Annotated in this window: 25 protein-coding genes; 3 read left to right on the forward strand and 22 right to left on the reverse strand. The window is 36.5% G+C overall.

Annotated elements, in window-relative coordinates; all coding sequences use genetic code 11:
• Positions 1-238: 238 nt before the first annotated feature.
• From JF53_RS14770 to JF53_RS14800, 7 genes are all read right to left on the reverse strand, one after another.
• Positions 239-1,726: a peptidoglycan DD-metalloendopeptidase family protein gene (locus JF53_RS14770; protein ID WP_236686961.1), complete on the reverse strand. Its 1,488-nt coding sequence runs from the start codon at positions 1,724-1,726 to the stop codon at positions 239-241.
• A gap of 361 nt (positions 1,727-2,087) precedes the next feature.
• The gene (locus JF53_RS14775) at positions 2,088-2,612 is read right to left on the reverse strand and encodes a hypothetical protein (RefSeq protein ID WP_047980149.1); all 525 of its coding nucleotides are present in this window, start codon (positions 2,610-2,612) and stop codon (positions 2,088-2,090) included.
• A 469-nt stretch (positions 2,613-3,081) separates the two neighbouring features.
• The gene (locus JF53_RS14780; protein ID WP_047980148.1) at positions 3,082-4,371 is read right to left on the reverse strand and encodes an adenylosuccinate synthase; all 1,290 of its coding nucleotides are present in this window, start codon (positions 4,369-4,371) and stop codon (positions 3,082-3,084) included.
• Between the two features lie 327 nt (positions 4,372-4,698).
• Positions 4,699-6,069, reverse strand: coding sequence for a replicative DNA helicase (dnaB, locus tag JF53_RS14785; protein WP_047980147.1), 1,371 nt, complete (start codon positions 6,067-6,069; stop codon positions 4,699-4,701).
• Between the two features lie 35 nt (positions 6,070-6,104).
• A complete protein-coding gene (gene rplI, locus JF53_RS14790) occupies positions 6,105-6,548 on the reverse strand; it encodes a 50S ribosomal protein L9 (protein ID WP_047980146.1) in 444 nt (147 codons plus the stop codon).
• Positions 6,545-8,518, reverse strand: coding sequence for a DHH family phosphoesterase (locus JF53_RS14795; protein ID WP_047980145.1), 1,974 nt, complete (start codon positions 8,516-8,518; stop codon positions 6,545-6,547). Before JF53_RS14795 ends, rplI begins: the two co-directional genes overlap by 4 nt.
• A gap of 105 nt (positions 8,519-8,623) precedes the next feature.
• Positions 8,624-9,562, reverse strand: a complete 939-nt coding sequence (locus JF53_RS14800; RefSeq protein ID WP_047980144.1) for a YybS family protein — start codon at positions 9,560-9,562, stop codon at positions 8,624-8,626.
• A gap of 208 nt (positions 9,563-9,770) precedes the next feature.
• On the opposite strand from JF53_RS14800, the gene JF53_RS14805 reads away from it, so the two are divergent.
• Complete coding sequence (locus JF53_RS14805) at positions 9,771-10,256, forward strand: DUF1189 family protein (protein ID WP_047980143.1); 486 nt, start codon at positions 9,771-9,773, stop codon at positions 10,254-10,256.
• A 203-nt stretch (positions 10,257-10,459) separates the two neighbouring features.
• Here JF53_RS14805 and JF53_RS14810 read toward each other — a convergent pair whose 3' ends face one another.
• The 9 genes from JF53_RS14810 to JF53_RS14850 all read right to left on the reverse strand — a co-directional run bounded on the left by JF53_RS14810 (position 10,460) and on the right by JF53_RS14850 (position 18,339).
• Positions 10,460-10,759 carry a hypothetical protein gene (locus tag JF53_RS14810; RefSeq protein ID WP_047980142.1) on the reverse strand — a complete coding sequence of 100 codons (300 nt, stop codon included), beginning with the start codon at positions 10,757-10,759 and terminating at the stop codon, positions 10,460-10,462.
• Positions 10,760-11,069: 310 nt separating this feature from the next.
• A complete protein-coding gene (locus tag JF53_RS14815; protein ID WP_047980141.1) occupies positions 11,070-11,819 on the reverse strand; it encodes a hypothetical protein in 750 nt (249 codons plus the stop codon).
• Complete coding sequence (locus JF53_RS14820) at positions 11,812-12,348, reverse strand: matrixin family metalloprotease (protein WP_047980140.1); 537 nt, start codon at positions 12,346-12,348, stop codon at positions 11,812-11,814. Before JF53_RS14820 ends, JF53_RS14815 begins: the two co-directional genes overlap by 8 nt.
• A 366-nt stretch (positions 12,349-12,714) precedes the next feature.
• A complete protein-coding gene (locus JF53_RS14825; protein ID WP_047980139.1) occupies positions 12,715-12,918 on the reverse strand; it encodes a hypothetical protein in 204 nt (67 codons plus the stop codon).
• A 206-nt stretch (positions 12,919-13,124) separates the two neighbouring features.
• Entirely contained in the window at positions 13,125-13,358 is a 234-nt protein-coding gene (gene rpsR / locus JF53_RS14830) for a 30S ribosomal protein S18 (protein WP_047980138.1), read from the reverse strand.
• A 409-nt stretch (positions 13,359-13,767) separates the two neighbouring features.
• Positions 13,768-14,211: a hypothetical protein gene (locus JF53_RS14835; protein ID WP_047980137.1), complete on the reverse strand. Its 444-nt coding sequence runs from the start codon at positions 14,209-14,211 to the stop codon at positions 13,768-13,770.
• Positions 14,201-15,805, reverse strand: a complete 1,605-nt coding sequence (locus tag JF53_RS14840; RefSeq protein ID WP_047980136.1) for a tyrosine-type recombinase/integrase — start codon at positions 15,803-15,805, stop codon at positions 14,201-14,203. The genes JF53_RS14835 and JF53_RS14840 overlap by 11 nt, the downstream gene beginning before the upstream one ends.
• A gap of 1 nt (position 15,806) precedes the next feature.
• Positions 15,807-17,234: a tyrosine-type recombinase/integrase gene (locus JF53_RS14845; RefSeq protein WP_047980135.1), complete on the reverse strand. Its 1,428-nt coding sequence runs from the start codon at positions 17,232-17,234 to the stop codon at positions 15,807-15,809.
• A complete protein-coding gene (locus JF53_RS14850) occupies positions 17,227-18,339 on the reverse strand; it encodes a tyrosine-type recombinase/integrase (RefSeq protein WP_047980134.1) in 1,113 nt (370 codons plus the stop codon). The genes JF53_RS14845 and JF53_RS14850 overlap by 8 nt, the downstream gene beginning before the upstream one ends.
• A 246-nt stretch (positions 18,340-18,585) precedes the next feature.
• Between JF53_RS14850 and JF53_RS14860 the strand changes: the two genes are divergently transcribed.
• Positions 18,586-19,748 (forward strand): IS3 family transposase gene (locus tag JF53_RS14860; protein ID WP_269083309.1). Its coding sequence is split into 2 segments (ribosomal slippage): positions 18,586-18,847 and positions 18,847-19,748, totalling 1,164 coding nucleotides; the frame shifts between segments, so codons are not numbered across the junction.
• Positions 19,749-20,196: 448 nt separating this feature from the next.
• On the opposite strand, the gene JF53_RS14865 is transcribed toward JF53_RS14860, so the two are convergent.
• Complete coding sequence (locus tag JF53_RS14865; protein ID WP_047980131.1) at positions 20,197-21,030, reverse strand: hypothetical protein; 834 nt, start codon at positions 21,028-21,030, stop codon at positions 20,197-20,199.
• A gap of 225 nt (positions 21,031-21,255) precedes the next feature.
• Here JF53_RS14865 and JF53_RS14870 point away from each other — a divergent pair, with 225 nt between their 5' ends.
• Complete coding sequence (locus JF53_RS14870; RefSeq protein WP_047980130.1) at positions 21,256-21,447, forward strand: hypothetical protein; 192 nt, start codon at positions 21,256-21,258, stop codon at positions 21,445-21,447.
• A 184-nt stretch (positions 21,448-21,631) separates the two neighbouring features.
• Here JF53_RS14870 and rpsR (JF53_RS14875) read toward each other — a convergent pair whose 3' ends face one another.
• The 5 genes from rpsR (JF53_RS14875) to JF53_RS14895 all read right to left on the reverse strand — a co-directional run bounded on the left by rpsR (JF53_RS14875) (position 21,632) and on the right by JF53_RS14895 (position 24,855).
• On the reverse strand, positions 21,632-21,865 hold the full coding sequence (gene rpsR / locus JF53_RS14875) for a 30S ribosomal protein S18 (protein WP_047980129.1): 234 nt from the start codon (positions 21,863-21,865) through the stop codon (positions 21,632-21,634).
• Between the two features lie 249 nt (positions 21,866-22,114).
• Positions 22,115-22,597, reverse strand: a complete 483-nt coding sequence (gene ssb / locus JF53_RS14880; RefSeq protein ID WP_047980128.1) for a single-stranded DNA-binding protein — start codon at positions 22,595-22,597, stop codon at positions 22,115-22,117.
• An 18-nt stretch (positions 22,598-22,615) separates the two neighbouring features.
• Complete coding sequence (gene rpsF / locus JF53_RS14885) at positions 22,616-22,903, reverse strand: 30S ribosomal protein S6 (protein ID WP_047980127.1); 288 nt, start codon at positions 22,901-22,903, stop codon at positions 22,616-22,618.
• 440 nt (positions 22,904-23,343) lie between these two features.
• The gene (gene ychF, locus JF53_RS14890) at positions 23,344-24,444 is read right to left on the reverse strand and encodes a redox-regulated ATPase YchF (protein ID WP_047980126.1); all 1,101 of its coding nucleotides are present in this window, start codon (positions 24,442-24,444) and stop codon (positions 23,344-23,346) included.
• Positions 24,445-24,657: 213 nt separating this feature from the next.
• The gene (locus JF53_RS14895; RefSeq protein ID WP_047980125.1) at positions 24,658-24,855 is read right to left on the reverse strand and encodes a DUF951 domain-containing protein; all 198 of its coding nucleotides are present in this window, start codon (positions 24,853-24,855) and stop codon (positions 24,658-24,660) included.
• Positions 24,856-24,865: the final 10 nt, after the last annotated feature.

A 24,865-nucleotide genomic window follows, 5' to 3' on the forward strand; every position in this document is an offset into this window, starting at 1 on the left:
ATCGATTATTTATCGTGTGTTTTCTTTATTTTAACGTACTTTTTCGCAAATGTCTTGTTTCCGAAAAGTAATATCCTGCTAATTTTAATCGTGTGTCTTACTAGCTTCGGATATATAGCTAGTTGTTATTTACTTTTCTTTTTTCAAAAACACACAAGCATTTCATTTACTATTTTCAACTCTACTGAAAAAGCTAGCTCATTGTGTATTTCTATGAGCCAGCTTTTGTTATCTGCTATTATTTTAGATATTTTAATGGGTTTTGTAGGGCACCGTTTTTGTATACTTCAAAGTGTAGATGGATACCGGTTGCATGTCCGGTTGCACCCATGATACCAATTTGTGTGCCTTGTTGAACGGTTTGTCCCACGCTTACCTGAATCGATGAAAGGTGGGCATAAATGGTTTTCATGCCATTGTTATGGTTGATTTCAATTTTGTTCCCGAAACTCCCTTGGCGACCGGCAAATACGACGGTTCCGTTATCGGCTGCTAATATCGCACGACTGGATGGGCGGGCAATATCAATTCCTTTGTGATAAGAACCCCAGCGATAGCCTTGTTCACTTGAGATGTAGCCACCAACTGTTGGCCATTTCAAGGTTCCTGTCCCTCGTGAAGGAATGACCTTTGTTCCTTTTACAATCACCTTGTTAACGACTTCTTTTGTGATAGTTTCTTCTAGCACATCACGCTTGGTCTCTTTACCATTATGCAATTCTAATGCGTAGTGAACGATTTTTTCACCATCAGAACCTTCTTGGGTTACCTTTTGATCACCCTTAAATAGTTCGTCTGATTCCACAATTTCTGTTTTATAGGCAATGGTTTCTTTTTTCTTTTCTTCCTTATTTACTACGACATCAACGAACGGCTTATATTCTGTTACGTTAATTTCTTGACCGATTTGTAATAAGGAATCTTCTTTTAGCTTAGGGTTTAGCTCTAGTAGCGTATCTAATGAAAGATCATACTTAGAAGCAATGGATCCAAGCACTTCACCTTCTTGTACCTTGTGCTTCTCTTCCTCCAAGGTACCTTTTTCTAATAGCTTAAGGCCCTCTTTTACTGTGTTTACTTTATTCGGATCTACTTTTTCATCGGAAAATGAAACCTTTTCTGATAACGATACGTCTAATATAATAGCATCACCAACTGCAAGGTCTGCTGGTTTTCCAGTAGTAGGAGCAACGATTTGGGGACCGTCTGATTCTACTCGAGCAGATTTTGCAGCTTGTATTTTATCTAGTGTGTCTTGATCTACATATTTCAATTGATAATCCTGAATAACTTTTTCTGCGTCTTCTTGATTCTCGAAGTACCCAACGACATTATCACCCATCTTCAGCGCGGTGACTGGGGATTTAATTGTTAGGTTTTCTTCTAAATACTGGCTAATGGAATCATTATCATATGTAGGATTAAAAACTAACTCCGATAAAAATTCGACATTTTCTCCGATGGCTAGGTCAATATCCTCATATTTTTTTTCTGCGTTCTGTAATTTCGTATGGATGATTTCCTCAACAATGGTTTGATCGCTTACTTGTCCAATATGGTTCCCGTCCACATATACATGGTAAACCGTATCAACGCTATTCGTTCCTTCTGCGAAGACAATCCCTGTTGCGAGTAGCATCATCAAACTGGTGCTGAAAATGGCCTTCTTTACTAGTTTTCGGTTTTGCTTCTTTTGGACTTTCTGCTCATTTTTCCAAAAAATCACGGATTTTCCCCCTATTACCTGGAACTATATAGTTAAATGAAAATAATGTCATAGAGTAAAAGACCTATTTGGGTCCTCTACTAATCTACCATAATTTGATAGGGGAAGGGAACAGAATCCGGGCTTTTGTAAAGAAAATGTATAATAACCTACAAAAAACGGTAAATTATTCTTTGAATTCATAAAAAATGTAAGATTTGGGGGTATTTTTTCCAAAATTAGGGATTAATTTTACGAGATTGTAACAGCCGGTAGGGAGCCTGTTACCCGTTTCATCCACCCATTATGCTCTAGCAATCTCTAATCACAATCAAATCACCCTACCCTAATACGGCTGGAAAGGGTGATGTTCTTTGGGGATTTATTCGTAAGTGATTTGTATATCGTTTTCGTCGTCTGGGATTTGGTTGGTATAGGCTATCCAGTAGGTTAATTCTAGTGAGATGTTTTCAATTGGGTTATTGTTATGGGAAACAGCTTTAGCTGGTTCTCCTAATACGGTTACGTCTTTCACTTGCTCATTTGATTTTACTATCGTAATGATTGGTGTGTGCTCGGAACCTAGAACAGTGGTCCCTTGTGTTGAAATGGACTCATTAAGGACTATTTCTAATCCATCCTCCGTTTGTTTCAGCATCGAAACGTTTAAATTCTGCATTGCAATTTCTCTGTAGACGACAATAATGAAATTTCCTTTAATATCGTAATTAATAATTGTATCGTACCTAATATCGTTCTCGTTCATTGTGTCCAGTATGCTTTGTTCCAGTGTTAAAACCTTATTGGGACTTTCTTGATCCGCCTTGGCCGCTTCGGTCGTATCATCACATGCCATTAAACTAATCAGTATGCCGATCGACAGGAATAGTCTCGGGATTCTTTTCAAATCGCTCACCTCCTTACCTATTCCATACGTTTTGATTTGCGAAAAGATTCAATCTACTAGTAAACAGAAAAAAGTTTGCGAAAGTGGTTTATTATTTTCATTCTATTTCTCTTTGTACGTATAGATAGATAAAATTTACTGGCAAAAACTCATTATGCTGCCATTCACTGGTTGGGTAGCGGCATGTGGTTCGGGATTTATCGCTTGGGGTTCGGGATATCTCCGGTGACGTTCGGGATTTCTCCCCGCTGGTTCGGGATATCCGCTAATCTATTCGGGATTGGTGAGGTGGTTCGGGATTTATCACGTAATGTTCGGGATATCTAGCGGCGGGTTCGGGATTTATCGCTTGAGTTCGGGATATCTTGCTTATCTTTCGGCATACAGGGCTGCATGCGGCAGCATGGTCCGGGATTACTCCACCCACCAAACACTAAAAAAAGAGAGCAGAAATTCTGCTCTCCATCACTTAGTTGCTATACACACTACGAACGACATTAGTTTGTGTTCGGTCTGGACCTACGGAAAAGATTGATAAAGGTATTTGTGTTAATTGTGAAATACGCTCGATGTAATGACGGGCATTAGCTGGAAGCTCGTCTAGGCTTTTGGCTCCAGTAATATCTTCTGTCCAGCCTGGCATTTCTTCGTATACAGGCTCACATTCAGCAAGAATGTTCAAGTTTGCTGGGAATTCCTCCATGATTTCACCTTTATACTTATAAGCGACACAAATCTTTAATGTTTCTATACCGGTTAATACGTCAACGGAATTTAGTGATAGATCGGTAATTCCGCTTACTCGTCTTGCATGGCGAACAACAACACTATCAAACCAACCAACACGGCGGGCTCTTCCTGTTGTTGTACCGTATTCACGACCTACTTCGCGAATATGATGGCCGATTTCATCATGAAGCTCAGTTGGGAATGGACCATCACCTACACGTGATGTATATGCCTTTGATACGCCGACAACATGTTTGATTTTCGTTGGGCCAACACCAGATCCAATAGTGACTCCACCAGCGATCGGATTTGATGAGGTCACAAATGGGTAAGTACCTTGGTCAATATCAAGCATAACCCCTTGTGCCCCTTCAAATAACACGCGTCTTCCTTCATCTAGTGCATCATTTAATACAACCGATGTATCCACTACATACTTCGCTAGTTCCTGACCGTATGCATAATATTCTTCTAAAATATCCTCCACATTTAGTGGCTCTACTTCATATACTTTTTCAAAGAGACGATTTTTCTCTTTTAGATTCTGTTCTAGTTTCGCACGGAAAACGTCCTTATCAAGTAAGTCAGCAATTCGGATACCAGTTCGTGCGGCTTTATCCATGTATGCTGGACCAATACCTTTTTTCGTTGTTCCGATTTTGTTGATGCCTTTTTCTTCTTCTTGTAATATATCTAATTTCAAATGGTATGGTAGGATGACATGTGCACGGTTACTAATTCGTAAATTATCCGTCGAAACGTTACGCTCATGTAAATACGCAATCTCTTCTACAAATGCTTTCGGATCAATAACCATTCCATTTCCTAATACACATATTTTTTCCTTGAAAAATATCCCGGATGGAATTAAGTGAAGCTTGTATGTTACATGATCAAATTTAATTGTGTGACCCGCGTTATTACCACCTTGGTAACGAGCAACCACTTCTGCATTTTGTGATAGAAAGTCTGTAATCTTTCCTTTCCCTTCATCGCCCCATTGGGTTCCAACTACTACTACTGAGGACATCTTGCACCTCCAAGATTATTTAAACATTATCTGTTTTTTATTTAATTCCATAGGTTAGTTTATCAGCATTCCGGATATTAGTCAACGTAAACACGAATGATTAATCACTCGAATTAGTTAATGTTCGGTATTTTGTTGAAAGATTCCTTTTCGTTATCGTTCATTGTCCACTCTATATTTTGTCCATTTAAACACGAATCATGCTGCCAAGGTAGGACTTTAACTTCGGGCGTATCTTTTACAATTTGCAATAATCTTTAGCATTTCAACCAAACCTTCAGCAGTTGCCAAAACAAAAAACCACAGTGAACGTCACTGTGGTAGGCATTACGCAAATGCTGGTTGCGGTGGTACATCGCTTTCCTGATAACGATGGTCCAAATCAACGAACTTATTATATTCCTTCACAAAGGCAAGCTCTACGGTTCCAACTGGGCCGTTACGTTGCTTCGCTAAGATAATTTCAATGATATTCTGCTTCTCCGATTCTTTATCATAGTAGTCATCACGGTATAGGAAGCCAACGATATCGGCATCCTGCTCGATACTTCCTGATTCACGAAGATCGGACATCATTGGTCGTTTATCTTGTCGTTGCTCCACACCACGGGATAGCTGTGATAGGGCGATCAGTGGAACATTTAATTCACGAGCTAATTGCTTTAAAGAACGGGAAATCTCGGAAACCTCTTGTTGGCGGTTTTCGCCAGGTTTTCCACTACCTTGGATGAGCTGCAGATAATCGATTAAAATCATGCCAAGACCTTGTTCCTGCTTAAGTCTGCGACATTTGGAACGAATTTCACTGACACGAATACCTGGTGTGTCATCAATATAGATGCCGGCATTCGATAAACTACCCATTGCCATTGTTAGCTTGCTCCAGTCATCCGCTTCCAGATTCCCGTTACGTAAGCGCTGGGCATCGATATTTCCTTCCGCACAGAGAATACGTTGGACAAGCTGATCGGCACCCATCTCCAGACTGAATATCGCTACATTTTCATCGGTGTTAACCGCGACGCTTTGCGCGATATTTAACGCAAAGGCGGTTTTACCCACCGATGGACGGGCAGCGATGATGATTAAATCATTACGCTGGAATCCAGAGGTGATTTTATCTAAATCACGGTAGCCAGTCGGGATACCTGTTACATCGGCCGTGCTACCATGAAGTATTTCAATCTTATCGTAGACATCGATCAAGACATCTTTAATCACTTTAAAGCTTCCAGTGTTTTTACGACCAGAAACATCTAAGATACTTTTTTCCGCTTCGTTTAAAACATCGTCTACTTCATCCTCACGATTGAATGTTGTCGTGACAATATCCGTAGCTGTTCTGATGAGGCGACGCAGGAGCGCTTTTTCCTCAACGATTTTACTGTAAAATTCAATATTAGCGGCAGTTGGTACACTCTCTGCTAGTTGGGTTAAATACGATACTCCGCCAGCTTCCTCTAGGTTCTGACTATTGGAAAGGGCTGTTGTTACCGTGACTAAGTCAATTGGTTCGCCTCGATCTGATAGCTTAAGCATCGTTTCGAATATTCGTTGATGACTTGCGCGGTAAAAATCACCTGGCATCAAAAGCTCTGACGCTGTTGTAAACGCCTCTGGTTCAAGAAAGACCGCACCAAGAACGGCTTGTTCCGCTTCTAAATTATGTGGTGGTGTTCGATCGTTCCATTCACTCATGATTTATACCTCCTTTTCCCCGCAAGACATGGAAATTATTGTTCCACAACATGTACTTTTACCGTCCCCGTTACTTCTGGATGAAGTTTAATGGGAACATTACTGTATCCTAACGCACGAATTGGCTGATCTAGTTCAATTTTACGCTTATCAATTTTAATGCCGTGTTTCACAAGCTCTTCAGCGATTTGTTTGCTTGTAATCGAGCCAAACAATCTACCGCCATCACCAGCTTTAGTCTTTAATTCTACTTCTAGACTTTCTAGCTTGGTTTTCAGTTGTTCGGCAGCATCTTTTTCCTCTTGTTCGAGCTGCTTGTCTTTTTTCTTTTGTGCTTCTAATGCCTTCATATTTCCTGGCGTTGCTTCTACTGCTACATTATTTTTCAGCAAAAAGTTTCTTGCATAACCGTCCGAAACGTTTTTGACTTCACCTTTTTTACCTTTTCCTTTAACATCCTTTAAGAAAATTACTTTCATTCTGATTCGCTCCCCTCGTAGTATTCATCTAAAATATCCTTCAGCAGTAATTCTGCATCATCTAGTGTTGTGTCTTCTATTTGGGTCGCAGCATTGGTCAAGTGACCGCCACCATCCATTTTTTCCATAATGATTTGAACATTGATCTCGCCTAATGAACGCGCACTAATCCCGATTTTGCCATCATTGCGCTCGGCAATCACAAAGGATGCTGTGATTCCTGTCATGGTAAGTAAGGTATCTGCAGTTTGGGCAATCAACACTGGGCCACAGATATCACCAGGCTCGGCCTTGGCAATTGCGATGTTGTTACGATAAATTTGCGTGCGTTCAATTAATTTACCACGCTTAATATATAAATCTAAGTCTTCTTTTAAAAATTGCTGTACTAGCACGGTGTCAGCACCTTTAGCCCGTAGGTAGGATGCTGCATCAAACGTCCGGGATCCCGTCCTTAGGGTGAAGCTCTTCGTATCCACTATTATACCAGCTAATAACGCCGTTGCCTCTAGCATTTTTAGCTTTTGTCCTTTTGGCTGATACTCTAGTAATTCGGTTACTAATTCCGCAGTTGATGATGCATATGGTTCCATATAAACTAAGGTCGGATTTTCAATGAATTCCTCTGCCCGTCGGTGGTGATCGATGACCACTTTATAATCGGTTTTATTTAAGAGACGTTTACTAACGACCATTGACGGCTTATGGGTATCGATGACGACAATTAAACTACGACTCGTCACAAGGTCCTCGGCCATTTCTGGATCAATAAAATGCTGCCAAATACTAGATTCCGTTTTAATCGCTTCTACCAATCTGTTGACACCAATACTAATATCGTCCGGATCAAAGACAATATAGCCATCCACGCCATTCGTTTGGGCAATATTTAAGATCCCAATCGCCGAACCAATCGAATCCATATCTGGTGCTTGATGGCCCATAATAATAACACGGTCACTAGCCTTGACCAAATCTTTTAACGCATGTGAGATTACTCTAGCACGTACACGGGTACGCTTTTCCATCGGATTTGATTTTCCACCGTAGAAACGTACTTTACCAGAATCATCTTTAATCGCAACCTGGTCACCGCCACGTCCTAATGCTAAGTCTAAACTAGATTGGGCAAGCTCTCCCAATTCAGGAAGCGTTGAATTCCCTACGCCAACCCCGATACTCAAGGTAATTGGGATATCCAGCTCCGAATTTAATTCATGCATTTCATCTAATATATCAAATTTCGTTAGCTCTAAATGATCTAATATTTTTCTTGTGCCTACCGCTAAGAAACGATCCTGTGACGTTCGTTTCAAATAAAGACCACTTTCATGTGACCACTGATTTAAAAACGAGGTTACTTCTGAATTTAGCTGGCTTCGAATGGCATCATCCATGTTTTGCGTGATCTCATCATAATTATCGAGGAAAATAATAAATAAGACAGTCTGCTCATTTTTATAGACCGTTTCGAGCTCTGCCTGCTCTGTTCGGTCAAATAAATAAATTAAGCGTTCTTCCTTCCGTATGATCGTTTGAAATTGATAGTCTTCTAGCTCGATTCGGAAATCTTCGTTATTTTCTTTTATCATAGGAATGAGTTCTTCTGAGATTGCATTTAAGGACTCGCCAACAATCGTATCCTCTTCTGCAAATTGATTCATGTATTGATTCGTCCACTCAACCGTATAATTCTCACTAAACAGGATGATTCCAATTGGCATTTCCAGTAATGCTTCTTCGCCAACTTTTTTAACTCGATACGACAAAGTGGAAATATATTGCTCGGTTTCATCGGTTATTTTTTGTTCCACTTGATTTGTATAATAAAATGCCAATCCTAATAAAACCGTCATGATAATGCCAAGTATCCATTCATAATACCAAATGAATCCAAGCAAAATGACAGCAATGGCGTATATTAGCCATAAATGTTTACTTAGGGTTAGTCGTTTGTTCCAATCAAACATTAAAACTCAGCTCCTACTAATGAGACACAGTCAGGTGAAATCTTGGTATGCATAGCTGTTTTCTGACCGTGCCTCTCTCCGTTCGCTTTTCGTTACCTAGCGATGTTACTTTTTCATCCGACTTCTAAGTCTAAATCCTATATCAATTATACCTAAGATTCGTACCAATGGAAGCAGTAATGGTGCGAAAAACAAGGTAACAACAATAGCAATTATTGGGATTGCCTTTGCTAAATGTTTAGTATGCACATAGAAGAAAATGAATGAAAATCCTTGCAACACCATTAAAAGTCCTACGAGCATCACGATATTTTGTACCGCGATGGCAATGGTCCCAGTCGGATCTGGTTGAACAAACGATACCAGAATTCCGATTAAATAAATCCAAATAATCGCCGGCGGAAATTGCATATTACGGAATTTCGGAAAACGCAACTGCTGTTTTGACGTTCGATTCAAGATTTTATAACTAATCCACTGGTTCAATAACGCTAAGCCTATCGAAAGAATCACAATTGCAACTGGCATTAGATTTTTTAACAGGCTAAGCCGTTGTTCTATTATTGCAAACTGTTCATCGGACACTTCCCCCATACCGAATTGCGTTATTATTTGCTCGCTTTGTTCAAACGCAATATCTAGTTGTTCGGAAAATACATCCAACACGTTCACTTGTAGGACCAACAGGCTGAATACGAAGGTAAATAAAATACCAGCAATAAATCCGATCGTACCCCGTGCCCATATTTCATATGGAGGACGTTCCCGGTATATTGCTGAGCCTAGCATGATTCCGCCTAGCCCTGCCAAAAACGGGAGTGGTAATGCTAGATACGTCCCGAGTAATATGGAAAGAATGGCGGTTGCCACAAACATTAATAAAGCAGGCTTCCAGTCATATTTTGCTGCATAGATAACAAATGGCACTGCCAAGACAAATGTTGTGAACAGTGGTAGGATTGGAGCATACATCGTAATCAACAATAGAACGATGAAAATCGTTGTTAAAAGCGCCCCGTCCGTTAATTGTTTTGATTTATTCATTTATACGTGCACCTCATTATTTTTGAAAAAGCTTATTACCTATCATAACATGTTTAATTAGGTATTTGGTATTAGAAAGCGTGTGTTTGTAAGATGATTGTGGGGACTGAAAATAGGAAGAACACTAGTAGAAAGGGCGTCAATTGTACAATTTTACGCTCATATCCATTATAATATAAAAGAATTGATTATTAAAGGATTGAAACATATGGTTTTTTGGGAAACATTTTTACATAGTATACAGCTACCACGGAAACAATCTGTCTTTAAATTAAACCGGATTCCAATGGATATTACCGTGTTCTATTTGTTTATCCTGCTATTTCTTGCCTTATTTCCGACATTCCTTCATCAAGTAACGGAAAACACAGGACTTGGCTCGGATATGAACCTTGTATTCCAGTTCATTTATTTCTTTATGTTTAATTATTTGCCGGTTACGATTATGCTGTTTGTATCGATTACCGTGTTAGCTTATATTTTCACTTGGATTGCTCACTTGCTACATAGGAAGCTCAAGCTGCAAATCCTATGGAAGATGATCGCATACACGACAACGATACCATTATTGATTTATGCCATTCTTGCACTTTTTAATCCAGTTTCGAATGGTTATCTTGTATTCATGATTGTGTTTACGTCTGTAATTTTATTGCGGGTTATAACTGTTTATCCAAAACGAAAAGCTGGGTAATAATAGAAAAGCCTCAAATACTTTTTCAGAATATTTTATGTACCCCAACAAATATTGTAGAGCCAATAAAAAAGACTACATTCTTCATTAATAATAATGAGAGTGTAGCATTTTTTATTTGAAATAATTTATTTCTAATACACCAAGTATTATTGTATTCTATTTGGCTGTTCAGTTGCAATACAATCCTTAAGATTTAAAAACTAACAGTTTGATTCTTCTACTTCAATAACCTTGCCGGTCTGGTCGTCTACAGTAATAGTTCCAAATTCACAGTGTTCTTCAATTTCCCATTCAACGATGTACTCTCCAGAATCATTACTCACTGACATTATTTTAATTTCGTTTTTGTCTTTGTTGAAGTTTTCAGTCAGATGGTTCAAAACAATTTCTTTTACATCTTCTTGAGTATATTTAGATTCTTGTTCTTGGGAACCTGTATTTCCACAAGCACTTACAATTAAAAATAGTGAACTTGTTAATATAAAGACTACCCACTTCAAGTATTTCACCTCCCATCAAATATTATTCCCATTGAACTTTGACCATTGGTTGAATGAAAGGATATAAAAACTGTGAGCTTAATTAATGTTCTAAGCACAGTTTTATTCAACTTTACGTTGGAAGACTTTAGAGAGTCGAAAACATTTCAATTTATCTTTAAATTAACGTTTGAATACTCTAGATCCTAGTCAAATTGTAACCTATCAAACTATTCACAAGACTTTTCAAACTAATAAAAGTATAAGTTCGTTCCTAATTTTTAGTTAATCAGGAATGAACTTACACTTTCCCCTCTCAAAATTTTTTAATCTATTTATCTTTATTAATTAATGTATTCTTTAGTTGTTTTAGATTAAGACCGTCTAGGAAGTTATCAATAGCAATCACTTCAGTTTCAATCTCAATTGTTTTACCTTCTAATTCTGTTTGTGTATGAAAATGAATTTTACCATTATGTACTTCGCTATTATTTTTTATTTCTTCATTAAGAATTTGGTTTGTAACTAGATGAACCCGATTATTTTTATCTATTTTAACTTGAAATGGTTCTATAGCGCCATAATAGTTCCCGAACATTTCATCCTTTTTAAGAAATAACACATACTTAACATGACTTTCAGGTTCTACATAATAAGGATCCTTAACACTAAATTTAAAATCATCTCCAGATTCATTTGGATACTTGTGTTCTTCTTCATAAGCAAGATTAACTAATATTTCGCTTTCGCTAGTTCCTTTTATCGTTTCATCTATTTTGAAATTATATAAGTTGCCTTCAAAATAATTTTCAGTGGACTCCTTTTTAGGGTCCTGTCTATCTCTTGCCATATTCCATTTCTTTTCAAGTGTTCCATATTCACCTATAACAATCAAATCAGCCATACTTTCGAGTTCATTTAAATCATTCCCTATATGATAATCCCCACCAATGTGTATACTACCATTAGTTTCGCTTACATTATCAGAATTACAACCAGCCATTAAAACAAAAACTATTAATATAGACAATAAAAAGTACTTTTTTATCATTTCATCACCCCTTAATTCATATTTAATCATAAATTGCATCCATACCGTTTAAATCATCAAAAGTTGGCTCAATAAGTTCTCTTCTATCTCTTGAGGTATTCATTATTGCGTAGGAAGATGTATGACCTAGACCTAAAGAATGTCCGAGTTCATGAATGGCAGTGCTCTGTCTTACTCTTGAATTATTTTTTATATCGTACATGGAACGATTTAATCGACCATAAAATCTATAAACTTCACCATCTGTAGACCAGGTAGACATAACTCCATATCTTGAACTACTAGTTGTATACTCATCAGTTAAGTGATTAGAAGAATTGGCATTGTAATTAATAGTACGATGGTCTTGTCTTCTATTCCATACATTGACTGCATCTATCCATGAAGCGTCAATCTCGATAAAACTAGAAGTAGTGGCGTATGTCATGTTACCAGGCCAATGCCAACCTTTTAATGAATAAGCTTTTGCGGTGTGAGAGAAGTTCTCACTACCAAAATTAAAAGTAACAAAAATCAAACTAAAAATCGAGACCATAGACACTAAAACAACTTTTTTCATAGAATATCCTCCTTGTATAAATTTTACAATTATATGATACCATATTGGTTATAGATGTATACAGTATTTTTAGAATTTTTTTAATTTTAATTCGGTAATTTATCAATTAATTATTCGCTAAATTCAGCTTATTAACCAAGAAAAGATATATCTCATAAGACCAACAATGATATAAGGGCTGTTGTTACTTAACTGCATCAAAAAAGAGAAAGGTTCTTGTTCCCCTTTCCCTTTAATCGAATTTTTACTGTATGAATTATATGTTGCTCATGGACTTATTTTTTTTTCATGAAATTCCATACCTTTTACTATTTTTTTCTTTCCTTTTTTGGCTAGTTATGTTTTTATACTTTTTAAACAATGATGCTAGTATAGTACCATGGATACAACTTGGTTAAGTTTATCAAGATATCGGAATGAGGATAAGGTTGCGATGTACGTATTTTTTATCGAGGAACATGTATGTACTTTGCGTTCCAGCTCCACATGAAGGATAACCATTTCGTCTCTTTCCTCCATATTCGTATGAATACAATCTTTTAATCCTGGGATATTCATGTTAAAATCCATTTACACGCAACTCCATTCACTTTGACTTGTTTCTCGACAATTCAAGTATAAAGGAATGATAGGTTGCGTGTTGCTTTTTTCAGAATATTTTATGTACCCCAACAAATATTGTAGAGCCCTCTTAAATAACAATAAGTAAAATCCTTTTATAGAATAATAAAAAGGCACTATAAGGATTAACCCTTATTAGTGCCTCTTCTATTATTTTACTCTGCTACGTATGGCAATAAAGCCATTTGACGAGCACGTTTGATTGCAATTGTAAGTTTACGTTGGTATTTAGCTGAAGTTCCAGTTACACGACGAGGAAGAATTTTTCCACGCTCTGAAATGAAACGTTTTAGTAAATCAACGTCTTTATAGTCGATGTGTGTAATACCGTTTGCTGTGAAGAAACACACTTTACGGCGTTTACCACCGCGTCCGCGACGAGCTGCCATCAGTACCCCTCCTTGTTTTGTTTTTTATCGTATCAATTTAAATTATCATTAAAATGGGAGTTATGTTTACTCTAACCTGTGTAATCTACCATTATCCTTACCGCCGCTAGACATCTAATTAAAAAATCCAAATAAAGTGTGTAATCTTCTAATGCTAATAGATGATTTTCTTATAACCCCCTTTTTTTATAAAAAAACAGCCTCCCAGACGTTTGATATAAAATACACTTAAACAGTGTTCCATATCAGTCCAGAGACTGCATTTATTTAGTAGATACCCGCTAATCAATAAGATTGCAAAAAAAACAAAAGCAAAATTACTACAAGAAAATAATAATATACTCTGAAGTTATTGTCAATTTACCCACTCTTTTATATATAAACTAGATGAACAATACTTATTATTTAATTACTTCTCTTTCATCTCTACGACCTTTAATTCAGCTTGTGAATACAATTTTTCTTCTAAGTCTGCAAGTCTTTCCTTTAACTGCATGTTTTCCTTAGTAAGAATCATATTTTGCTCTAAGGTCTTTTTCTTATCTAATATTAGCTTTTTATTCTTCTCTCTAATCTGTTTCAAGCGATCAGACTGAGTTGTTCCTTTCGGTTTAGATATTACCCCTTCAGAATCCCTTAAATCTCTTTGAAGAGAACTAGCTTCTTCTATCATAGCCTTTAAATCAGGACGATTGGTTGAGAGTGTTTTTCGTGACACCTTTGCCATTTTTGAAACGCTGCTAATATTTATAGGCTTGTTGCTCTTTTTCAAGAGTTCAAGTGCTTTTTTGACCTTTTCGGCAGTTAGAAGTCTATTTTTTTCCGCTAAACTTAGCTCTTTCTCATTTTTCATATTTAGCACCTGCCACCTGTTCTAAAGCATCTTGGAATTCGCTTTCCGCCATCTTTCTTTCTAAGTCCGAGATATAACTTGATAACTTTTCCCTTTGATAACGAAGTTTGCTCGAGAAGATACTATTTTCATCATTCTTCTCTAATTCTTTATCCACTCTTTCGAGCCTTTTTTCATATATCGGTAGATGATTTGACGACGCTATGAAGTTATTGCATCCTAAGCAGACCCCATCTTGTGCACATGGCTCTCCTCGCATAGGGTGGTGTAAACACATACCATGAGGTAATAATTCGATTTTAAGGCTTCTACGCATTTTATCTATTTGTTCAACTGTTTTTCCCTTAAATGGGTTTTCTTCGCCTTCTATTCTCTGAATTACAGTTTTATTAGAGGAGCTAATTGGAATCTCACCAGATAAAAGTCCCTTAATAACCTCTTGTTTTTCATGTTTAGTATGATCATAAGTTTCTGTCATAAGAATAGAAGCGTGTCCTAACATTTCTGCTACATCTTGTATTTTCATTCCGCCTTTTAAAGCATAGGTAGTGAATATATGTCTAAAATAGTGTTGTGTTAACTTTAACGGTTTACCATGTTCATCCCTAAGTCCATGCTTTTTAATAAACGGAGTCAATCTATTTTTGCCCCAATTTGAATGGTCTGCTATTAAATACCTATCCTTTTGATTTCTAGCTTTCACTATAAAAAGGTATGGTTTTCCTGTTTTGATTCGCAAAGGTTCTGAATACTTTTCTAAAGCTTTAATTGTTTCCACCAATATTTCATTAGCTGGTCTTGTTACCCAAACAAGTTCTTTCTTTGTTTTCCAAGTTAGGAAGGTAATGTGGGCTTCTCCATTAATTGTACTTAAACGATTAGCTTCCATTAAGACAACTTCACTGATACGATGCCCTAATTGCGTTGAAATAAGAATGCCTGCTGATACGAGCACATCCTCACCTTTTCTTATTTTCTCTCTCGCTAAGTTAATTAATTTATCAACAATTTCAGAATCCGGCAATACCTTGTTAGTTTTACCTAGTTTCGTACCTTCTATTACTCTGTTATTCCTAATAATCAATTCATCATAAATGTTATTTATTCTAGCTGAATCTCTTGGAACTTGCCAACCTCGTTGACTACCTCGGATTAACAAATCTTTTACACATTGAGCTGACTTTGTTATACTTTGCGCACTAAGAGGTGCTCCTCTAACACTATCGACATTAATCAAATACTCAAAGTATTCACGTACTATATTATTCGTGAAATCCTGGAAGGATTGAATGTGCTGCTTATTCTTTAAGAACTTTCTCAATTGACTAAATGCTGCATACTTCCTCTTTACCGAATTGTATACCACCATCTTCAATTCCGACATAATGTACCTTTTCACAGTGACTTTAATATTTGGCCAATCATTAAATACTGTGAAGTCAATACGAAACTTGGCATCATTCCAATGAGGGGCATAAACAAATCCTTTAAAATCCCATATATCATCATTAAATTTACTGTTACCACAACGCCATTCTATCTCAAGGCTTGAGGGATTATCATCAACAATAGGTGTATCTTTATTTATCACCATTTTACGCCCTCCCTTGAAGGACCGACATTCGGTTAATTATGTCTTCTAGAGCCTTTTCTGTCTCAAATAGATGATATTCACTACCCATTAAGTATTCTGATAAATAACGCTGCTTATCAGCTTTTATACGCTCTAAATGATCCTTATGTACATCAAGGAATTCAGGAGTAGTAATAAACTTAGGACAGAACAAGCAAGCATTAGGTTTTCGACAATCAATAACCTTCTCCCCAATCGGTTTAGCGCATACTCCATCAGGAAGCTGTGCCATCAATCTTTTTGCATTATCAGGTTGATTTCCATCTTTATCTACAATGTCGTTGGTACTTTTTTTTATTACACCTATAAAGCCAAGTTTCTTATACTCTTTTGTTAGTCTGTCATTTCTAACTTTTGCATATAGTCGTGTAGAGTGCATGGATTCATGCCCTAAATAATCTTTTACTTCAAAAGGACTCATCCCATTATTTAAAAGATCTGTGCCAATATGATGACGGAAGTTATGATAAGTCAATATGGCTAAATTCCCGTTAGAATCTCTTATATCAAAACGTTTTAAATATCGCTTTAACCATCTTCTAGCTTCATGCTGCTTTAAAGGACTGTATTTTTTATTAATTGGTTGATAGTAATAAAATATTTTCTCAGTTTTATATGCTAATCGTATTTCTTCTGTAGCCTTACAAATATAATCAATTGCTATCGCTACATCTCTATTAACAGGAATAAATCTTTCACTATTGTTTTTCGGACTCTCAACCTCCATTAAATACTTATTCATCAAGTCCCTGTTCATGCAATCTGCATTCAGATTTAAAGCTTCTGATAGTCGGATTCCAGTGTGTCTAATAACAGTAATTAATGCCCATAATACGACTTCGTTTAGATTTTCCAAATACGGCTTTATTTTCGATTTCCAATGAAGAAGCGAAGAATCAATAGATTCCATTACATCATCGTCAATAAGCATGCTTTTTAAAGTATCCTCTGTCTGTAATGTACGTTGTTCCGTTCCATCAAACACCTCATTTATGGGAAAACCCTCCCATTCAAATAATTGTCCATGCTTAATAAAATGCTTTAAAGAAGTAATTGAAAGTGATCTGGATGAAGGACTATTCACATTTGCTAATAGGTAGTAAACAAAGCCCTCTATTAACTCATACGATACATCCTCAAATGTATCTATTTCGATACCATAATCCTTTAAAAATTCCCAGAATACATCCAAAGAGTAGTTGTATCTGTTTAACGTAGAATACTCTAACCTACCAATTGTAATATTTTCTTTTGTAATCCTTTTAATGGTTTCTTTAAACCATTCGTTTGGTAAATGCCCAAATTCAAAAGTGAAGTCAGACAAATCATTATTTGACGGAATTACCCATTTATCTTTTTTAATATCAATACGAGGGAGTATGTTATTCATTAGACAACACGCCCTTCTTACTATCTAAAAATCTTTCATAAGCCATTATTTTAGTTTGAATTGATGGCTCTGTATATTTAGCGGTGGTTTCAATACTTGCATGCCCCAAACGGTCCTTTATGATATTTATATCAACTCCAAGATCTTGTAATTCGGAACTATGAGTATGTCTTAATGAATGGGGGGTCAACTTAATATACTTGAAGTCACATTTAGATTCAATATCTTGAATAACTGTTTCAATAGATGATCTCCCTATTGGTTCACCTAAATTAGCCCTAGAATGTGAAACGAATATATAATCGGCACCGTCATTATCAGGTCGATGATACAATATATAGTCGTCTATATCTTGCAATAACCTAATTGAAACAGGGATTGTTCTTTCACCGGTTTTAAGTTGTCTATCAAGTGATTCATTATCTCGCTCAATAAGATAAAGATTCCCTGTTTTTTCTGTTGGATCAGGATAGTCATAGTCATCAATTTTTAAATGTAAAAGTTCCGAAACTCTATATCCTGTTTCATATAGTAAATTAAAGATTAACTTGTTTCTAAACTTTAAAGATACGTCTCCATTCCATAATGTCTCAATCATTTCATAACACTTATCCACATCTTTTTCATATAATCTCTTTTTATCACGTTTCTTTTTATGCTTTCTTCTAAAGTAATTATGTAGATTATTATCCCAATTTTTGGTTGTATGTCTGAAATATCCCTTTCTTTGTTTATGTTCATAACCTTTTATTTTAACTACCGGTGACTCTTCAACAAAACCACCAGTAGCTTCAAAATGTCTATAAAAGGAACCTAAAGTAGCAAGATATCTATTTAATGTAGGAGGCGATACTCTTCCCTTTATATTTCTGTTGTCAACATATTCAATGAAACTAGTTAAATGTTTTGGCCTCACCTCAAAAAACCTTAGCCTTTTCTGTTCAAGCCACATATAAAAAATCTTTAAATCATTTAAGTAACCTCTAACAGTATTGGGTGACATTCCATTTAGTTCCAGTGTAGTTGTATAATCTAGTACTTCCGGAATAATCCTCATATTAGTGTCAACTAATACAAAAGATGTTAATGTTTTCTCTACCTTCAATACAAATCCTCCCCACCTAGAAAAAACTAATCTTTTCTTCATTATATATTGAAGTTCCCAAGTACCTTGGTAATTGCGTGATTCCACTCTACAAAACATTAACCACTTGAATTATAGAGCTATAATGTCTTCTCTATACGAATATCAAAAACTATTTTCATTTTAATATGATGCTAGACTAAAAAGTAGACACAGATTTTTATAATAAAAATAACAATAATCATAATCATAATGAGGTGTGTCTAAATGTCCAGAGGAACTGGAAAACGGTATGATGAAACATTTAAGAAAGAAACGGTAAAGTACATTCTTGAGAACAGTAAACCAATCACTCAAGTAGCCAGGGAAACAGGCGTGAACAGTAATACGTTACATGGTTGGATCAAGAAATATGGTCAGCAGCCCGAAATAAAGGCAGCCCAAACCTTTTCAACTCCTGATGCTGAATTAAAAGCATTAAAAAAGCAATTACGTGATTTGGAAGAGGAGAATGAAATTTTAAAAAAGGCGATGCACTACTTCGCGAAAAGCCCTCGGTAAAGTTTGAATTTATTCACAAAAATCGCTCCCATTACCGAGTGGAGAAGATGTGCAATGTGCTGGGAGTTTCAAAAGCTGGTTATTTTAAATGGTTAAAACGGCCCAAGAGTGATCGACAAAAGAAGCATGAAAAATTGTCTCAGAAAGTACTACAAACACACTTAGAGTTTAAGCAACGTTATGGCAGTGTTAAAATTGCAAAAACGCTCAACAGACGCGGTATAAAGGTAAGTGAACGTACCGTTTCTCGTATTATGACTAAAGATAATTGGAAGTCGTGTACGGTAAAAAAATACAAAGCTACAACCAATTCTAAACATCAGCATCCTGTTAGTGAAAATGTATTAGACCGACAATTTAAAGTGGACAAGCCGAATCAATCTTGGGTTGTCGATATCACCTATATTCCTACTAAAGAAGGATGGCTATATCTAGCGAGTGTCATGGATTTGTATTCTCGTAAAATCGTGGGATGGTCTATGGATAAAACCATGACAAAAGAGTTAGTGATGAATGCATTAAAAATGGCTTATCATCGCCAGAAACCTGGAAAAGGGCTTGTTCATCATTCGGATCGTGGGGTCCAATATGCTTCATCGGAATATCAGAAACTATTAAAACAATATAAGATGATAGGCAGCATGAGCCGTAAAGGAAACTGTTACGATAATGCTTGTATCGAATCATTTCACGGAATTCTAAAACGAGAACTCGTTTATCAAAACAGGTATAAGACACGAAATGAGGCAAGAAAATCACTCTTTGAATACATTGAGTTCTTCTATAATTCAAAAAGGATTCATTCAACCTTGAATTATTATACACCCAATGAATTTGAGAAAATGTATCGTGATCAATCTGCAGCATAATATTTCACCTTCATAAAAAAGTTTAAAAATGGTTTTCTTTTAAACTTTTTTATGAAGGCCACCAAGCGAAAGCGCGGTAGAAAATCTGTGTCTACTTTCTTGACATAGTATCAAAACTAAATAGTTACATTAAAGTTGATAAATTTCCCCTCGCTTTCTAGGAAAAATCGTACATTAGAGACTCTAACTATAAAAAAGCTTGTAGAGAATAAACACCGACTATCTCTACAAGCCAGAAAGTCAACTATAGACTTTTTGTTACTTTTTAACTTTATTTAATTGAATAGCCAATATAAGAGATGTTTGAATAACTAATATAACTAATAGAGTTATAATCATAGTACTATCTAGCGAAGAATTTATGTTCATTAAGTAAAATGCTAGTGTGCTAATAATCAATATTAATACAAATGTAACTAAGGTTCTTCTCATGATGATGTCCACCTTTTTAATAGACTAGCTCTATGCCATATGATCTTGTATCTGTTGCAGAGGTAGGTACTATCCCTAATCCCGCTGGATAAACACTAATCGAAGGCATACCACTAATTCTTTTATGACCATACTCAAATTTAACATTTGTGGTACCATGATTTGAACCAAGAGTATAAATGTATTGACCTACATATCCTTTATGCAAAGTAAAATCGCTATATCCTTTTAGATCATATCTCGCAGCCACACCAGCTCCTGCATCCCAATCTCCATTTGAAACTGTAGATTTTATAGCGCCACAAGACCAATTTCCTTCTCCCCAAAAATCATAACAATATCGGCTTGAATGTTGAGTCGGGCTGCCATTGCTCATTGGAATGGCAAACCCCGCACTTGAAGGTAAACCAATCGCAAATTTATCAATTAGAGTATACGCTGGATCGTTTAGCCATTCAAAATTTCCATAAAGGTAAAATTTGTTATAACCCGAACGGTCACTTGTTACCTTATAACCTACCCCCGCGACTTTTATATCACTATTGGGTATTATTCCCAACGTTCCAATTTCACCTAAAATAGAAAGAACTCTATCATCATTCTCTGTTTCTATGTTGTCGTAATATACAACAGAGTCGATGATCTCTGCTTCATTCTTTACTAACTCCTTTGCAACTTCAATAGGTAGGTCTTCAATCTCTTCCATGGTATGACCGACCTCGTTCAATAAATATTTGTACTCTTCTTCTGTTAATTCATTAGATGTGGATTCTGCTGATACGTTAAGACCAAAAGTAAATAACCCTAAAACTACTAACAGTAACAATAACGGCAATTTTTTAAGTCCCATTTCATCAATCGCTCCTCTTTTTGAATTTTTAGAACCTAATAACTACTATTCTACAAAAATCGCAGAATACCTTCCTATTATTCAAATTTATTACAAAATAGTTCTTTTTTCCTATTTTAGGCATTATAAAGGCTTTCTATTAAAATTTATATTTCAACCGGGAAAGCAAATGCATTTATAGAAAGTGGTCATCATCCGTATTGTAAGCGTGTAAGATAAACTCAGATGATGACGAGGAGAAGTAAACTTGCTTCCGAAAGGAAAGAAGTTGATTATTTATATGCAGAGGCGGGTGGTGTGTTCGATAGAGGTACTAAGAAGAAAAAGGGCTTAGATATACACCTTGAAGTTGTGCATGCAGAGAAAGATTTAATACATCGCGCTACCCGTTTATCCTACTTTAAATTAACATTGTAAAACCTGTTACCTTTTTAAAAATAAGAAATATAGATAGAATTCTTACTTTATAGAAATTTACCAACTATAATGTTACTGGGAACCAGGTGGTTGTGCTTTAATGAGTTATTACTTTATACAAATTTTCAATAGAAAAAAGACACTACAAGTATATATTCCCCTGCAATGTCTCTTAATATTATTCTTATTCTGCTACGTATGGTAATAAAGCCATTTGACGTGCACGTTTGATTGAAATTGTAAGTTTGCGTTGGTATTTAGCTGAAGTTCCAGTTACACGACGTGGAAGAATTTTTCCACGCTCTGAAATGAAACGTTTTAGTAAATCAACGTCTTTATAGTCGATGTGCGTAATTCCGTTTGCTGTGAAATAACACACTTTACGGCGTTTACCACCGCGTCCGCGACGAGCTGCCATTTGCAGAACCTCCTTTTCCATTTAGTAAACCTTAGTATTGAAGCGACTATTACTAAGAATATATTTTACACATGGCGTATCATTAAAATCTTAATAATGTCAACAAATTACTCACTTTTTAGTACACTAATGATAATCATGTCATTTCGTACATTTACTCAATTTAGATTACTCACCATGAATAACCCTTAAAACATTGATACACAATGGTTTTGATAGTATTTTCTAGATTACTCATTAATACACATGTCAAAATGGTAAGTCATCATCAGAAATATCAATCGGTTCACCATTGTCTTTAAATGGATCATCATTAAATTGATTCTGATTTTGATTTTGATTCGGACTTTGGTTCTGGTTTTGTTGGAATCCTGGTGAATAGGAGTCTTGTCCTCCTCTATTTTGGGAAGAACCTTTTGACTCTAAGAATTGTACACTATCAGCAACAACTTCTGTTATATATACCATTTTTCCATCCTGACCTTCAAATGAACGCGTTTGAATACGTCCATCAACACCAACCATTCCACCTTTTTTCATGAAATTGGCAAGGTTTTCTGCAGGTCTTCTCCAAATTACACAGTTAATAAAATCTGCTTCTCTTTCACCTTGTTGGTTAGAAAAAGGGCGGTTTACTGCAACTGTAAAATTGGCAACTGCAACTCCACTTGGCGTATAACGTAAATCAGGATCCTTCGTTAACCTGCCGACTAACACGACACGATTTAACATCAGAACCACTCCTTATTATTATTCATCTACTCGAACTGCGATGTGGCGAATAATATCTTCTGAGAACTTAGCTAAACGGTCAAATTCATTAACTGATCTTTCATCGCCAGCGAAGTTAATCAAAACATAGTATCCATCACGGTGATCGTTGATTTCATATGCAAGGCGTTTTTTGCCTTTTTCTTCAACTTTTTCAATCTCCGCTCCATTATCTGTTAAGATACCGTTAAAACGCTCGATTAAAGCCTTTTGAGCATCTTCTTCCATGTCTGGGCGGATGATGTACATGATTTCATATTTTCTCATCCGTTACACCTCCTTTTGGTCTTAGCGGCCCGTGTTTGTTGAAAGCAGTGCTTTCGCAACAAGAGCAAGGAGTAATCTTAAATTCATTACTCACAATAGTGTATTATAACAAATCTTATATGAAATAACAAGTCTTCGAGAGATCCTTTTTACGTTTGCCACGTGATAATTGTACATATTTTAACATACGCTATGCCCCGCTCCGGGAATATACTCCGCTTTCACTTCCAGCACAGGGGCGACATCTGCTCGAAACTACCTCGCAGTGTCTACCTTGCCGCGGGGCTGGTAAGCCTCCTCAGAGCTATCGCTCTTCCGGGGTCTTACCGAAGCATTTCCTCCTGCAGGGTCTACGTATATTCCCTACGCTGAGATAGTGCAGCCTTTTTACTTACTGATTTTAACTTCTATTTCAAACTCATTTATTCATGGTGTGTATCTTACACATTAAATCGGAAGTGTATTACGTCGCCGTCTTTTACGATGTATTCTTTTCCTTCTAGGCGTACTCTTCCGTTTTCTTTTGCTTGGACCATTGTGCCGGCATTGACTAGGTCGTCATAGGACACTGTTTCTGCGCGGATAAAGCCTCGTTCAAAGTCACTATGAATAATTCCTGCTGCCTGTGGTGCTTTAATCCCTTTGCGGAATGTCCATGCGCGTACTTCTTGCTCGCCGGCCGTGAAATACGTTGCAAGTCCTAAAAGACTGTAGGAAGCTTTGATTAATTTATCTAGTCCTGATTCCGTGATTCCTAGTTCTTCTAAATACATTTCTTTTTCTTCTTGATCCAATTCAGAAATTTCTTCTTCAATTTTCGCACAGATGACAATGACTTCTGCGCCTTCATTCGCCGCATATGCTTTTACCTTTTGCACATTTGGATTGTTATCTGGATCTGCAACCTCATCCTCACCAACGTTAGCAACATATAACATAGGTTTGCTCGTTAATAAATGTAGTCCTTTAACGATTTTTTGTTGCTCGTCGGTAAATTCCAGTGCGCGTGCTGGTTGTTCTTCCTCTAGACCAGTTCTCACTTTTGAAAGCACATCGAATTCAACCATGGCATCCTTGTCTTTTTGTCTTGCCAGCTTCTCTACACGTTGAATACGCTTATTGACGGTTTCTAAGTCTGCTAGAATTAATTCCAAATTAATGATTTCAATATCATCGATTGGGTCTACTCTACCAGCTACATGGGTAATATTTTCGTCAACAAAACAACGTACGACCTGACAAATTGCATCTACCTGGCGAATATGCGATAGGAACTGGTTTCCTAGTCCCTCACCCTTACTTGCACCTTTTACAATGCCGGCAATATCGGTAAATTCAAAGGTTGTTGGTACTGTTTTTTTCGGTTTTACTAATTCGGTTAATTTATTTAAGCGTTCGTCTGGTACTTCCACCATGCCAACATTTGGGTCGATGGTAGCAAATGGGTAATTTGCTGCCTCTGCTCCTGCTTGTGTAATTGCATTAAACAATGTTGACTTTCCTACGTTTGGAAGTCCGACGATTCCTGCTGTTAAAGCCATTCTTTTCCACTCCTTAAGGATTCCATTCATCTAGAACGCGTTCAATATACCAATTATAGATATTAGTAGCAAAAAAGACAAGCAAGCAAAAAGCAAAAACAGGCCTCAAAACGACGCCTATTTTTGCTTTTTTACCCTATTATTTTTCATTTTCTCTATCTATCTATAATACAATATTACCATTTTCTAGTAAATTTGTCCAGAATATTCAGGTTAATTTGACGCGCTTTCTAACACTTTTTTCAGCTTTTTCGTAAATTCCCTACGTGGGATCATGACACTATGATCACACCCTAAGCATTTAATCCGAATATCCATTCCCATTCGGATAATTTTCCACCGGTTCTCCCCGCATGGATGAGGTTTTTTCATTTGAACAATATCGTGTAATTGAAATTCCTTATCCACCATTTTCCGCACT

The organism is Ornithinibacillus contaminans, assembly GCF_001038425.2.
Lineage (GTDB): Bacteria > Bacillota > Bacilli > Bacillales > Amphibacillaceae > Ornithinibacillus > Ornithinibacillus contaminans.